12 protein-coding genes are annotated in these 13,791 nt (G+C 60.8%); 2 read left to right on the forward strand and 10 right to left on the reverse strand.

All coding sequences use genetic code 11. The features are described from left to right. Positions 1-11 precede the first annotated feature (11 nt). From PMI24_RS09320 to PMI24_RS09365, 10 genes are all read right to left on the reverse strand, one after another. On the reverse strand, positions 12-1,340 hold the full coding sequence (locus PMI24_RS09320) for a sigma-54-dependent transcriptional regulator (protein ID WP_007953167.1): 1,329 nt from the start codon (positions 1,338-1,340) through the stop codon (positions 12-14). Further along, complete coding sequence (locus tag PMI24_RS09325; protein WP_007953168.1) at positions 1,337-3,250, reverse strand: sensor histidine kinase; 1,914 nt, start codon at positions 3,248-3,250, stop codon at positions 1,337-1,339. Before PMI24_RS09325 ends, PMI24_RS09320 begins: the two co-directional genes overlap by 4 nt. Positions 3,251-3,314: 64 nt before the next feature. Next, positions 3,315-4,049, reverse strand: coding sequence for an amino acid ABC transporter ATP-binding protein (locus PMI24_RS09330; protein ID WP_007953170.1), 735 nt, complete (start codon positions 4,047-4,049; stop codon positions 3,315-3,317). Next, positions 4,046-4,717 (reverse strand): amino acid ABC transporter permease, encoded by a 672-nt coding sequence (locus PMI24_RS09335; RefSeq protein WP_007953172.1) that lies wholly within the window; start codon positions 4,715-4,717, stop codon positions 4,046-4,048. Before PMI24_RS09335 ends, PMI24_RS09330 begins: the two co-directional genes overlap by 4 nt. Then, on the reverse strand, positions 4,717-5,463 hold the full coding sequence (locus PMI24_RS09340) for an amino acid ABC transporter permease (RefSeq protein ID WP_007953174.1): 747 nt from the start codon (positions 5,461-5,463) through the stop codon (positions 4,717-4,719). The genes PMI24_RS09335 and PMI24_RS09340 overlap by 1 nt, the downstream gene beginning before the upstream one ends. A 194-nt stretch (positions 5,464-5,657) precedes the next feature. Beyond that, positions 5,658-6,572 carry a glutamate/aspartate ABC transporter substrate-binding protein gene (locus PMI24_RS09345; protein ID WP_007953175.1) on the reverse strand — a complete coding sequence of 305 codons (915 nt, stop codon included), beginning with the start codon at positions 6,570-6,572 and terminating at the stop codon, positions 5,658-5,660. A gap of 339 nt (positions 6,573-6,911) precedes the next feature. Then, the gene (glpD, locus tag PMI24_RS09350; RefSeq protein ID WP_007953177.1) at positions 6,912-8,450 is read right to left on the reverse strand and encodes a glycerol-3-phosphate dehydrogenase; all 1,539 of its coding nucleotides are present in this window, start codon (positions 8,448-8,450) and stop codon (positions 6,912-6,914) included. Between the two features lie 334 nt (positions 8,451-8,784). Next, positions 8,785-9,540: a DeoR/GlpR family transcriptional regulator gene (locus tag PMI24_RS09355; RefSeq protein ID WP_007953179.1), complete on the reverse strand. Its 756-nt coding sequence runs from the start codon at positions 9,538-9,540 to the stop codon at positions 8,785-8,787. A 95-nt stretch (positions 9,541-9,635) separates the two neighbouring features. Then, positions 9,636-11,138, reverse strand: a complete 1,503-nt coding sequence (gene glpK, locus PMI24_RS09360) for a glycerol kinase GlpK (protein ID WP_007953181.1) — start codon at positions 11,136-11,138, stop codon at positions 9,636-9,638. Positions 11,139-11,216: 78 nt separating this feature from the next. Further along, positions 11,217-12,068, reverse strand: a complete 852-nt coding sequence (locus PMI24_RS09365; RefSeq protein ID WP_007953183.1) for an MIP/aquaporin family protein — start codon at positions 12,066-12,068, stop codon at positions 11,217-11,219. A 360-nt stretch (positions 12,069-12,428) separates the two neighbouring features. On the opposite strand from PMI24_RS09365, the gene ybaK reads away from it, so the two are divergent. Both ybaK and PMI24_RS09375 read left to right on the forward strand, forming a co-directional pair. Continuing rightward, positions 12,429-12,899 carry a Cys-tRNA(Pro) deacylase gene (gene ybaK / locus PMI24_RS09370; RefSeq protein WP_007953184.1) on the forward strand — a complete coding sequence of 157 codons (471 nt, stop codon included), beginning with the start codon at positions 12,429-12,431 and terminating at the stop codon, positions 12,897-12,899. 89 nt (positions 12,900-12,988) lie between these two features. Further along, positions 12,989-13,771, forward strand: coding sequence for a PhzF family phenazine biosynthesis protein (locus PMI24_RS09375; protein ID WP_007953185.1), 783 nt, complete (start codon positions 12,989-12,991; stop codon positions 13,769-13,771). Positions 13,772-13,791 lie beyond the last annotated feature (20 nt).

A 13,791-nucleotide genomic window follows, 5' to 3' on the forward strand; every position in this document is an offset into this window, starting at 1 on the left:
GTCGTTCTCGCTTAATGGCTCAGGCCGTATTTTTTCACTTTGTCGAACAGCGTGGTCTTGGCCATGCCCAGTTCCAGGCTGGCCTGAGTCAGGTTGCCGCCGCTGCGTTGCAGGGCGTCGCTGAGCAGGTTGCGTTCGAACGCTTCCACCGCTTCGGCGAAGGCCAGGCCCTGGCCTGCGTTGCCCGCGCCGGTTTTCTTGAACGCCGGCAAGCCGAGGGCAAAACGCTCGGCGACGTTGCGCAGTTCACGCACGTTGCCCGGCCAGTCGTGGCTCATCAGGCTCGACAGGGTCTGGTTGTCCAGCTCCGGCAGCGCCCGGTCGAAACGCAGGGCCGATTGCTGGGTGAAGTGTTCGAACAGTTGCAGGATGTCTTCGCGGCGCTCGCGCAGGGGCGGCAGTTCCAGCGTCACCACGTTGAGGCGGTAGTACAAGTCGCTGCGGAATTCCCCGGCCTTGCTCGATTCGTCGAGGTCGGATTTGGTCGCCGCAATCACCCGGCAATCCACCGCCACGCTTTGGTTCGAGCCGAGGCGTTCGAGGGTGCGCTCCTGCAATACCCGCAGCAGTTTGATCTGCAACGGCAGCGGCATGCTTTCCACTTCGTCGAGGAACAGCGTGCCGCCGTCGGCGTGTTCGATCTTGCCGATCCGCCGCTTGCCGGCGCCGGTGAAGGCGTTGGCTTCGTGGCCGAAGATTTCGCTTTCAAACAGGTTTTCCGGCAGCCCGCCGCAGTTCAGCGCGACGAACTGTTTGGTGTGGCGTCGGCTGAAATCGTGCAGACAACGGGCGACCAGTTCCTTGCCAGTGCCGGTCTCGCCTTCGATCAGCACGTTGGCCGAGGTGTCGGCAACGTTGGCGATCAGTTCGCGCAGGTTCTGCATGGCCGGCGAACGGCCGATGATCCGCCCTTCAAGGGAATCGCGTTCGGCCAGTTGCCGGCGCAGGGACGAGACTTCGCGATTCAGGCTGCGTTGCTCCAGCGCGCGGCGGGCCACATCGACCAAACGCTCAGGGGAGAACGGTTTCTCCATGAAGTCGTAGGCGCCTTTCTGCATCGCGCCGACCGCCATGGAGATGTCGCCGTGGCCGGTGATCAGCACCACCGGCAGGCTGCGGTCGCGTTGCTTGAGCCGGGTCAGCAGTTCCAGACCGTCGATGCCCGGCAGGCGAATGTCGCTGATGACGATCCCGGCGAAGTTGTCGCCGACCTGCTCCAGCGCCTCTTCGGCACTGCCCACACCGATGCACGGGATGTCTTCCAGGGTCAGCGCCTGCTGGCAACCGAGCAGCACATGGGGATCGTCTTCGACGATCAGCACACTAAGGTCGTTGTTCATATTGGCTCGGCAGGAATAGGGCTTACCAACGGTAAACTGAGGACGAAGGTGGTACCACCGCTGGCCGGGTGTTCGACACCCAGATGCCCGCCGGTGGCGGCGGCGAGGCTGGCCGACAGGGTCAGGCCGAGGCCCAGGCCCTGTTCGCCGGGCTTGGTGGTGAAGAACGGTTCGAACAGGTGCTTGCGCGCTTCGGCGTCGATGCCGTGGCCGTTGTCGCGCACCCGCAGGCGATATTTGCCGTTGAATGCTTCGCCTTCCAGCCACAGCTCCGGCAGCGGTTGCGCCTGCATGGCATCGAGGGCGTTGCCGATCAGGTTGACCAGAATCTGCTCCAGACGCGTCTGGTCGATCTGCACCTGCACATCGTCGAACTGGCGATGCAGTTGCAGGGAAGCGCTTTCGACACGGGCGCCGAGTACTTGCAGCGCGGCATCCACCGCTTTGCCGAGGCTGGCGCGGCCCTTGTCGTCGCCGCGCCGGGCGAAGGAGCGCAGGCTGGCGGTGATCCGGCCCATGCGGTCGATCAGGTCGTTGATGGTCTTGAGGTTGGTGCTGGCAACATCCAGCTGGCCGCGCTCAAGGAAGCGAATGGTGTTGCCCGACAGCGTGCGCATCGCCGCCAGCGGCTGGTTCAGTTCGTGGGCGATGCTGGTGGACATCTGGCCGATGGCCGCGAGTTTGCCGGCCTGCACCAGTTCGTCCTGGGCGCGGCGCAAAGTCTCCTCGGCCTGACGCCGTTCGCGGATCTGGCTCTTGAGCCGGTCGTTGCTGGCGCGCAGGTCGGCGGTGCGTTCGGTAATCCGACGCTCCAGCTGATTGTTGGCTTCCTGCAGGGCTTCGCGGGCGGCGAGGCGGGTGGCGATGACCTTGCGCCGCTCATTCCAGGCAATCAACAGGAACGCCACTAAGGCAAACGCCACGGCCACCAGAATCCCCTGATTGATCGCTTCGCGCCGCAGATCCTGCAACGACGTGAGCAGGGTGAAATTCCACGGGGTATCGCTCAGCGGTCGGGTTTGCGCCAGATAGCTGATGTTTTCCTCATCGCCATCCTGTTGGCTCGGCACTTCGCTGTTGGCCGGGAAAGTGAGTTTTTCCACGCCTTCGGACAGGGTTTCCCGGGCCAGCGGTTGCAGCTCGTTCAACGGGAACCAGTAGTACTGCAGGCTGCGGGCGAGTTTTTCCTTGGTCTCGTCGCTCAGCGGTATCACCGATTTCAGGCGCCGGGCCGGATCACTGGAGAGAATGATGATGCCGTTTTCATCGCTGACGAACGCTTCGAGACGCGCCCGCTGCCAGCGTTCTTCCATGGCTTCCAGGCGCACCTTGACCACCGCGACGCCGATTATCTTGCCGTGTTCTTCGAGGCCGTGGGCCAGGTAATAACCGGGCTCGCCGTTGGTGCTACCGATCCCGTAGAAACGTCCGGGCTGGCCGCGGATGGCGTTCTGGAAGTAGGCGCGGAACGACAGGTCTTCGCCGAGGTAGCTGTCGACATCGCGCCAGTTGCTGGTGGCCATGACGCGGCCGGTGGTGTCCATGACGTAGATGGCCCGACTGCGACTGCGCCGGTTCAGGCCTTCAAGGTAATCGTTGACCGTTTGCCGGTGTTCCGGGGTCGGGTCGTCCAGCAACTGCGAAACGCTCGATTCGAGTTCCAGCAGGCTGGGCAGGTAGGTGTATTTGCTGATCTCGCTTTCGACCGCGCGGGCGTGCAGTTCCAGCTGGCGCTGGCCGTTTTCGCCGAGGCTGCGGATGCCGAAATGTTCACTGGTCCAGAAGCCGATGTAACCCAGTCCGATCATCAGGGCGATGACCAGCGGCGGCAGGAACAGGTGGCGGATCAGACGGGGTTTCACGGCAAGTGATGGCGGCGTGGCACGATAGAGAGTGGGGTCGCATTTCATCACAGATGCCTTGGGTCAACCACCTGCATTCCCCGACAGAGGATGTCGGGGAATGCAGCAGTTTTTAGTGCTGCAGGATTTTCTCGAGGAAATGCTGCGCGCGTTCGGAGCGTTGGCTGATGTCGCCAAAGAACTCTTCTTTCTTGCAGTCTTCGATGATCTTGCCGGCGTCCATGAAGATCACGCGGTCGGCCACTTTACGGGCGAAGCCCATTTCGTGGGTCACGCACATCATGGTCATGCCTTCGTGGGCCAGCTGCACCATCACGTCGAGCACTTCGTTGACCATTTCCGGGTCCAGCGCCGAGGTCGGTTCGTCGAACAGCATGACGATCGGGTCCATCGCCAGCGCACGGGCGATCGCCACACGCTGTTGCTGACCGCCGGACAGTTGGCCGGGGTGCTTGTGGGCGTGAGCCGACAGGCCGACGCGCTCGAGCAGTTGCAGGCCTTTTTTGGTCGCCTCTTCCTTGCTGCGGCCCAGCACCTTGATCTGCGCGATGGTCAGGTTTTCGGTGATGGTCAGGTGCGGGAACAGTTCGAAGTGCTGGAACACCATGCCGACGCGCGAGCGCAGTTTCGGCAGGTTGGTCTTCGGATCGGCAATCGATGTGCCGTCGACCACGATGTCGCCTTTCTGGAACGGCTCCAGCGCGTTGACGCACTTGATCAGGGTCGACTTGCCCGAACCGGACGGACCGCAGACCACGATCACTTCACCCTTTTTGACCTCGGTGCTGCAATCGGTCAGCACCTGGAAGTCCCCATACCACTTGTTGATGTTCTTGATAGAGATCATACGGCGAACCTTTTTTGCAGACGCTTGACCAGCACCGAGGCGGCAAAGCTGATGGTGAAGTACACGAGACCTGCGAAGATCAGGAACTCATTCGAGCGGCCAATGATGTCGCCACTGGCGCGCGAGGCGTTGAGGAAGTCCACCAGGCCCACGGTGTAGACCAGCGAGGTGTCCTGGAACAGGATGATGCTCTGCTGCAGCAGCAGCGGGGTCATCTTGCGGAACGCCTGGGGCAGGATGATCAGTCGCATCATCTGGCCGTAGGTCATGCCCAGTGCCTGCGCCGCGCCCATCTGGCCTTTCGGGATCGACTGCACGCCGGCCCGGACGATTTCGCAGAAGTACGCCGCTTCGAACATCATGAAGGCCACGATGCACGAGGTGAACGCGCCGATCGGGGTGTCTTCGCCGGTGATCCAGCGCAGCACGAACGGCACGGCCAGGTAGAACCAGGTGATCACCAGCAGCAGCGGGATCGAACGGAAATAGTTGACGTAGGCGCCGGCGATGCTCGACAGCAGTTTGCTGTGGGACAGGCGCATCAGCGCGAGGATGGTGCCGAGGATGATCCCGCCGACCACGCCGAGCGCCATCAGCTTGAGGGTCATCAGCATGCCGTTCCACAGGCCGGGAATGGCCGGAACGATGCCACTGAAATCGAATTCCATTATTTACCCCCCACGGAGATCAGGCCGGGCACGGCGACTTTCTTCTCGACCATGCGCATCAGCAGCATCAGGCTCATGTTCAGGGTGAAATAGATCAGGGTCGCCAGGGTGAAGGCTTCAAACAGGTTGGCCGAGAATTCGGCGGTCTGTTTGGTTTGCGCCAGCAGCTCCATCAAACCGATCAGGGACGCCACGGAGGAGTTTTTGAACACGTTCAAAAATTCCGAGGTGAGCGGCGGAATGATGATCCGGTAGGCCTGGGGCAGCAGCACGTTCCAGTAGATCTGCGGCAGCTTGAAACCCATGGCGCGGGCGGCGGATTCCTGGCCGCGTGGCAGCGCCTGGATACCGGTGCGAACCTGTTCGCAGACACGGGCAGCGGTGAACAGGCCCAGGCACACGACGACGCTCAGGTAGGCCGAGGTGGTCGGGTTGAGGTCCTGCTTGTACCACTCCTGCAGATCCGGCGGCAGCAGATCGGGCACCAGGAAGTACCAGATGAACAGCTGAACCAGCAGCGGCACGTTACGGAACAGCTCGACGTAGCAGGTCGCGATGCCCGACACGATGCGGTTTGGCACGGTGCGCATGATGCCCAGCAGCGAGCCGAGCAGCAGGGCGATGATCCAGGCCACGATGGCGATGGCGATGGTCCAGCCCAGACCGGAGATGAACCAGTCGAGATAGGTCTCGCTGCCCACGCCGGTGGACTTGAAGAACACGCCCCAGTCCCAGTTGTAATTCATTAGGGTCTCCCCTCGATTCGATCGATGTACAAGTGCCCGCCTGGGGAAGCTCCGTTCCCGCCCTGATTGTGAAAATCAGGCACACGCGATCGGCTCGACAGCCACCGGTTCGAGTGTTTCCAGAAAATGCCAGCAGGGAGTGACCATCCCCTGAAAAGGCAGGCGCCTCCTCAGGGGATAAGGTTAGTCAGAAATCAGGATTTCTTGTCGTCAGCCGCTTTGTCGGTCGGATTGGCGATCAGGGCCTTGAGCTCGTCGCTCATCGGGAAGTTCAGGTTCAGGCCTTTTGGCGGAATCGGCTGCATGAACCACTTGTCGTAGATCTTGTTGATCGCGCCCGAGGCGTAGGTCGCCTTGATGGCGTCGTCGACAGCCTTTTTGAACGGCTCGTCGCCTTTGCGCATCATGCAGCCATAGATTTCGTACGACTGCGGAGTGCCGGTCACGGCCCAGTCGGAGGCTTTCTTGGCTTTGGCGGCTTCGCCGGCCAGCAGGGCGTCGTCCATCATGAACGCAACGGCACGACCCGATTCCAGCATCTGGAAGGATTCACCGTGGTCCTTGGCGGAAATCACGTTCATGCCCATCTGCTTGTCGGCGTTCATCGCCTTGAGGATGCGCTCGGAAGTGGTGCCGGCGGTGGTCACGACGTTCTTGCCTTTCAGATCGTCGAAATCCTTGTACTTGGAGTCAGCCTTGGACAGCAGACGGGTACCGATTTCGAAGATGCCGACGGAGAAGTCGACCTGTTGCTGACGCTCGACGTTGTTGGTGGTGGAGCCGCACTCGACGTCCACGGTGCCGTTCTGCACCAGCGGGATACGGGTTTGCGAAGTGACCAGGTTGTATTTGACCTGCAGATTTGGCAGGTCGAGGTCTTTCTTGATCGCTTCGACGATGGCCAGCTGGATATCGTGGGAGTAGCCGACCGGCTTGCCGGAAGCGTCAGCGATGTAGGAGAAAGGAATGGAAGCGTCACGGTGGCCCAGGGTGATGACGCCGGACTCTTTGATCTTCTTAAGGGTGCCGGTGAGTTCGGCAGCGAAAACTGGTGTGCTGATCAGAGCGGCAGCAATGGCTGCGCCCAGGATATGGGGAACGATGCGCATCAAATTTTCCTCGACATTGTTTTTTTTATGGAGCCGGTTGAGCGGGCCCTTTGTACTTCGAATGCCTGACGGCTCCTGTTGTGTTGGCGCAACAGGCATTCGTCGAAGGAGTGTAGAGCATGAGTCGTGCCAGACCAGTCGGTACAGGTTAATTCGTTGATTTATAACGTTATTAAAGTTTTGTGATGGTGTTTTTTCGTCAATCTGATCCGGTTAACCGAATTGACCGTCAGGTCGCGTTCGGAAAACCGAACGTCCTCATTGCGCCTTGTTTCAGCCTGAATGCAAAAAGCCCCTGAATCTTGCGATTCAGGGGCTTTTTGTTCAGCGACGAACGAATCAGGCCGCTTCGATCTTGCTGCGGTTCAGCTCGACCTTGTTCAGGTACGCCGTCAGTCGCTCTTGCTCGGCCGGCGTGGTGAACAGGCCCAGTTTGCTGCGACGCCACAGGATGTCATGCGCGGTGGTGGCCCATTCTTCGGTGCACAGGTAATCGACTTCACGGGTGTAGAGCCCGCCACCGATGTGTTCGCCCATGTCGGCGAGGGTGTCGACGCCTTCGAGCATGCGCCAGGTGCGGCTGCCGTAGGTGGTGGCCCAGCGGCGGGCGATTTCGGTCGGTACCCAGTCGAACTTGTCGCGGATCAGCGCGCTCAGGGCCTGCGGCGTGGTCATGTCTTCGCCGCCGGGCAGGGTGGCGGTGGCCGTCCAGCTCGGGCGCATCTGGGTGAAGTACGGCATCAGCTGCGCCATCGCCGACTCGGCGAGCTTGCGGTAGGTGGTCAGCTTGCCGCCGAACACCGACAGCAGCGGCGCTTCTTCGGTGCTGCCGGACAGCGCCAGGGTGTAGTCGCGGGTCACGGCCGACGGATTGTCGGATTCGTCGTTGCACAGCGGACGCACGCCCGAGTAGGTGTGCAGGATGTCGTCACGGCTGATCTGCTTCTTGAAGTGGGCGTTGACCACTTTGAGCAGGTAATCGGTTTCGCCGTCGGTGATCGCCACTTTGGCCGGATCGCCGGTGTACTCGCGGTCGGTGGTGCCGATCAGGGTCAGGTTGTTCAGGTACGGAATGGTGAAAACGATGCGCTGATCTTCGTTTTGCAGGATGTGCGCGTGATCGCCTTCGTACAGTTTCGGCACGATGATGTGGCTGCCCTGGATCAGACGGATGCCGTACGGCGACTCCATCTTCAGGTCGTCACGGATGAACTTGGCGACCCACGGGCCAGCGGCGTTCACCAGCGCTTTGGCAGTGATCGAAAACAGGCTGCCGTCGGCGCGTTCCAGGTTCAGGTGCCACAGGCCCTTGGCGCGGCGGGCGCTGACGCAACGGGTCTGGGTGTGAATGTGCGCGCCTTTTTCACGGGCGGCCATGGCGTTCAGAACCACGAGGCGGGCGTCGTCGACCCAGCAGTCGGAGTATTCGAAGCCTTTGCTGATTTCGCTTTTCAGTGCGCTGTCGGCGCCGAACTTCAGGCTTTTCGAGCCCGCCAGTTTTTCGCGCTTGCCGAGGTGGTCATAAAGGAACAGGCCTGCACGGATCATCCACGCCGGACGCAGGTGCGGGCGGTGCGGCAGCACGAAGCGCATCGGCTTGACGATGTGCGGGGCCTTGGCCAGCAGCACTTCGCGTTCGGCCAGGGCTTCGCGCACCAGACGGAATTCGTAATGTTCGAGGTAGCGCAGGCCACCGTGGATCAGCTTGCTGCTGGCCGACGAGGTGTGGCTGGCCAGATCGTCCTTTTCGCAAAGGAACACCGAAAGACCGCGACCGGCGGCATCCGCTGCGATCCCCACGCCATTGATCCCGCCGCCGATGACGGCGATGTCGTAGATCTCGGAGATAGGGGGCGTACGCAAGGTAGATGTGGACATCGGCTGGCCTCGGGCTCTTTTGATTTTCTGTCTTGGAAATCGAACATGAATGTTCATTTGCGAAAATGGTAGCCCATAAAGACGCGCGCAGCCAGTCGACTTCGATTGAAAAAACTCATCGAAGGGCCGAGAAAAGAAAATATTCGAACATGAACTGCGCGTCAGGGCGCGGATCAGGGCGCCTGTGAGATCGCCTTCGCGGGCAAGCCCGCTCCCACAGGTGTTCAGTCGGCCACAAGATTTGTGAGCACAACCGACCACTGTGGGAGCGGGCTTGCTCCGGGCGGCGATCCGACGAAGGCGCCAGAACAGGCGCTGAGGATGTAAAGAGGGGTTAAACGACTTCCAGACGAATCTTGTGCTGGCTCAGCAGTTGCGCCAGGGCTGGCACCGGCTGCTGATCGGTCACCAGGCAATCGATCAGGCTGATCGGGCCGAGGCGGATCATCGCGTTACGGCCGAACTTGCTGGAGTCCGCGGCGAGGATTACCTGCCGGGCATTGGCGATGATCGCCTGGGACACCCGGACTTCCTGGTAATCGAAATCGAGCAGGCTGCCGTCTTCGTCGATGCCGCTGATGCCCACCAGTGCAAAGTCGACCTTGAACTGGTTGATGAAGTCCACGCTCGCCTGACCCACCACGCCGCCGTCGCGACGCACATTGCCGCCGGTCAGCAGCACATCGAAATCATCCTTGGCACTGAGCATCGAAGCGACGTGCAGGTTGTTGGTGATGATCTTCAGGTGGCTGTGATTGAGCAGGGCGCGGGCAATCGATTCGGTGGTGGTGCCGATATTGATGAACAGCGAGGCGTGATCGGGGATCTGTGCAGCGATGGCTTCGCCGATGCGTTGTTTTTCATCGCGCATCTGATCGGCGCGCATCGCGTAGGCGGTGTTTTCGACGCTGGAATCATAAGCGGCGCCGCCGTGGTAGCGACGCAGCAGATTGGCTTCCGCCAGCTGATTGATATCGCGGCGGATGGTTTGCGGGGTAACAACGAACAGCGTGGCCATTTCCTCGATGCTCACATAGCCGCGTTCGCGGACCAGCTCGAGGATTTGCTGCTGACGGGGAGGCAGATTCATGGGGCTTCCTTTGGGCTGCCGTGCAAAATTTGCCCATGATGCCGCAGGAATCTCCTCCCTACCAGTTACAACAGGTTACGAGTACTCCGCTTGGCTTATTCAGCGTCTTCACGTTCCCAGTCGCGGGTACGGCTGACGGCTTTTTTCCAGCCTTTATACAGCTTCTCTTTTGCCGCTTCGTCCAGGCTCGGTTCGAACTCGCGCTCGATCACGGCCTTGCCGCGCAACTCTTCCAGGCTGCCCCAGAAACCGCACGCCAGGCCGGCCAGATAAGCTGCGCCGAGCGCCGTGGTTTCGCGCATTTTCGGACGCTCGACCTGAGTGCCGAGAATGTCGGCCTGGAACTGCATGAGGAAGTTGTTGGCTACCGCACCGCCGTCCACGCGCAGTGCCTTGAGGCGTTCGCCGGAGTCCTGTTGCATGGCGTCGAGGACGTCGCGGGTCTGGTAGGCAATCGATTCCAGTGCGGCGCGGATGATGTGATCCACACGCACGCCACGGGTCAGGCCGAACAGGGCGCCACGGGCATACGGGTCCCAATAAGGCGCGCCGAGACCGGTGAAGGCTGGCACCAGATAGACGCCGTTGCTGTCCTTCACTTTATTGGCGAAGTATTCGGTGTCGTGGGCGTCGTTGATGATCTTCAGTTCATCGCGCAGCCACTGTACGGTGGAGCCGCCGTTGAACACGGCGCCTTCCAGTGCGTAAGCCACTTCGCCGCGTGGGCCGCAAGCGATGGTGGTCAGCATGCCGTGCTGGGATTTCACGGCTTTGTCGCCGGTGTTCATCAGCAGGAAGCAACCGGTGCCGTAGGTGTTTTTCGCCTGGCCCGGCTCGACGCACATCTGGCCGAACAGCGCGGCCTGCTGGTCACCAGCGATACCGCCGATGGCGATGCCGCTTTTGGTACGGCCGTAGATTTCCGAAGAGGCTTTGACTTCCGGCAGCATCTCGCGCGGGATGTCGAGGATCTCCAGCATCTTCGCGTCCCACTCAAGCGTGTGGATGTTGAAGAGCATGGTGCGCGAGGCGTTGGTGTAGTCGGTGACGTGGACCTTGCCGCCGGTGAATTTCCAGATCAGCCAGCTATCGACGGTGCCGAACAGCAGTTCGCCGTTGCGCGCACGCTCGCGGCTGCCTTCGACGTTGTCGAGGATCCACTTCAGTTTGGTGCCGGAGAAGTACGGGTCGGTGACCAGACCTGTGGTGTCGCGGATGTAGTCTTCATGACCGTCACGCTTGAGCTGCTGGCAGATCTCGGTGCTGCGGCGGCATTGCCAGACGATCGCGTTGTACACCGGGCGGCCGGTGGTCTTGTCCCAGACCACGGTGGTTTCACGCTGGTTGGTGATACCGATGGCGGCGACCTGATCGTGGTGCAGACCGGCCTGGGCCAGCGCTTCGACCATCACCGCGCTCTGGGTGGCGAAGATTTCCATCGGGTCGTGTTCGACCCAACCGGCTTGCGGGTAATGCTGGGCGAATTCGCGTTGTGCGGTGCAGACCACGTTCGCGTCGCGGTCGAAAATGATCGCGCGGGAGCTGGTCGTACCCTGATCGAGGGCAATGATGTAGTTCTTATTCTGAATGTCGGTCATGTCGATTGCCTTGGACGAAATAAGGGAGAGTGGGCCGTGGCGCGGGCTCTATAAGGGCAGGAGCCCGCGCCGGCTGTTTCAAGAAGTTCTTGGTTTGCCGTCAATGGCCGGTTCTGCATCCTTTGTAGCAGGTGTGGCGCCGGTCAGGTGACGGGCAATCAGCCCGCGATACCCGGCAGCGCCGAGGCAGGCACCGACAATCGGTGCAAAAATCGGAATCAGGAAGTACGGGATTTCACGTGCGCCGGTGAAGGAAATTTCACCCCAGCCGGCGAAGAAAGTCATCAGTTTCGGACCGAAGTCCCGGGCCGGGTTCATCGCGAAACCGGTCAGCGGGCCCATCGAACTGCCGATCACGGCAATCAGCAGACCGATCAGCAGCGGCGCCAGCGGGCCTTTCGGCAGGCCGTTGTTGTCGTCGGTCAGGGACATGATCACGCCCATCAGGATCGCGGTGATGATCACCTCGACCAGAAAAGCCTGGGCAGTCGACAGCGCAGGGTTCGGGAAGGTGGAGAACACCGACGCCAGTTCGAGGCTGGCTTCAGTGCCGCGAACCATATGGTGAGTTTGTTCGAAATCGAAGAACAGGTTGCTGTACAGCGTGTAAACCAACAGCGCGCCGCAGAAGGCGCCGGCGACCTGGGCCAGAATGTAGAACGGCAGTTTGCGCTTTTCGAAGTCGGCGAAAATGCTCAGGGCAATACTGACGGCAGGGTTGAGGTGCGCGCCGGAAACGCCGGCGGTGAGGTAGATCGCCATGCTCACGCCGACGCCCCAGATGATGCTGATTTCCCACAGACCGAAGCTGGCGCCCGCGACCTTGAGCGCGGCGACACAACCGGTACCGAAAAAGATCAGGAGTGCAGTACCCAGAAACTCGGCCAGGCACTGGCTCGAGAGCGAAGGTTGCTGTAACGCAGTTGTCATTGAAAACCTCGGTTTTTGTTGTTGTCTGGCGCGTTGCCGACAGGGCAAGGCGCGATTTTCGCCGAGGCAGGATCCCCATCCTGTTCCCGGTTTACTGCTGGGTGCTGCGATGACGATAATTCTTACATTATTCAGATTCGAAAAAATATAGACAAGAAACAAACCTGTCAAAGGTCGAAAGTGAACCGTCAGTCACAAATAAACTATCAGTCACGTGAATGATCCTGCGGGTCACCCGTTCTGCACGAACGTCATCGGCCTGCAAACCCCGGGAAACGTGGCGCGTGGTAGAGCCTTTTGCACAGCGATGGCCTAAAATCCGCCGCAGGTTTTTTTGCCACTGCCGAACCCGGAGCTGCCATGACCCCTGCGTTGGACTTGTTGAAAAAAGTTCGTGCCGAACATCGCGTGCACAGTTACGAACATGACCCGAAGGCCGCGTCGTATGGTCTGGAGGCCGCGGAAAAACTGGGGCTCGATCCGGCGCAGGTGTTCAAGACGCTGCTGGCGGCCAGTGAGAAGGGAGAGTTGCTGGTGGCGGTGGTGCCGGTCGTCGGAAGTCTCGACCTCAAGGGGCTTGCCCACGCCGCTGGTGTGAAAAAAGTCGAAATGGCCGACCCGGCCGCCGCGCAACGCTCCACCGGTTACCTGTTGGGCGGCATCAGCCCGCTGGGGCAGAAAAAACGCCTGCGTACTTTCATCGATAACTCGGCCCAGCCTTTTGCGACCATTTATGTCAGCGCCGGTCGGCGCGGGCTGGAAGTGGAGCTGGCGCCGGCGGTATTGGCAGAGCACACCCAGGCGAAATTTGCCGACATCGGTCGCCCTTGACGTCTGTATGAAGAAAATTGGCCGGCACTGTCACTGGCGCTGATCCGGCCGGCGCTGCATGCTCGTTCGACTGACACAGGGAGAAGGTTATGCAGCTCGAGTTTCATCAGGTCGATGCGTTCAGTGATCGGCCATTCAGTGGCAATCCGGCAATGGTCTATCGGCTCGACGCGTGGCTCGCGGACGAACTGATGCAGAAGATCGCCGCCGAGCACAATCTGGCGGAAACCGCGTTTCTGGTGCGCGAAGGGCAGGCGTGGCACATCCGCTGGTTCACGCCGACCACCGAGGTGCCGCTGTGTGGTCACGCGACCCTGGCCAGTGCCTATGTGTTGTTCGAGATCTATAAGGAAACGGCCGAGCGTCTGGACTTCACCTGCAAGTCCGGGCCGTTGAGCGTCAGCCGCGAAGGTGGCCGGTTGTGGCTGGATTTCCCGGCCATCGAAGCGGTGGAGAAAGGCGTCACCGTGGAGATCGAGCGGGCGCTGAATGTTCAGGCGGTGGATGTCCTGAGTTCCAACGAGCTGTTTGTAGTGCTGGAGTCCGAGCAGGCGGTGCTTGATTGCCAGCCGGACATGGTCGCCCTCGCCAAGCTGCCTTGGCTGGGTGCGATCGTCACCGCCCGGGGCAATCAGCATGACTTCGTCTCGCGCTATTTCGCCCCGGCGATCGGCATCAATGAAGACCCGGTGACCGGCTCGACCCATTGCAGCCTGATTCCCTACTGGTCGAAACGTCTGGGCAAATCCAGCCTCACCGCATGCCAGCGTTCGGCGCGAGGCGGTGAACTGTTCTGTCGTCTGGAAGGCGAGCGGGTGAAGATCGGCGGGAATGCGACGCTGGTGGCCAGCGGCACATTGATGCTGGGCTGAAGCCAAAAAATAAGGGAGCC

Origin of the sequence: Pseudomonas sp. GM25 (assembly GCF_000282255.1) — a bacterium.
Taxonomy (GTDB): Bacteria; Pseudomonadota; Gammaproteobacteria; order Pseudomonadales; family Pseudomonadaceae; genus Aquipseudomonas; species Aquipseudomonas aphyarum.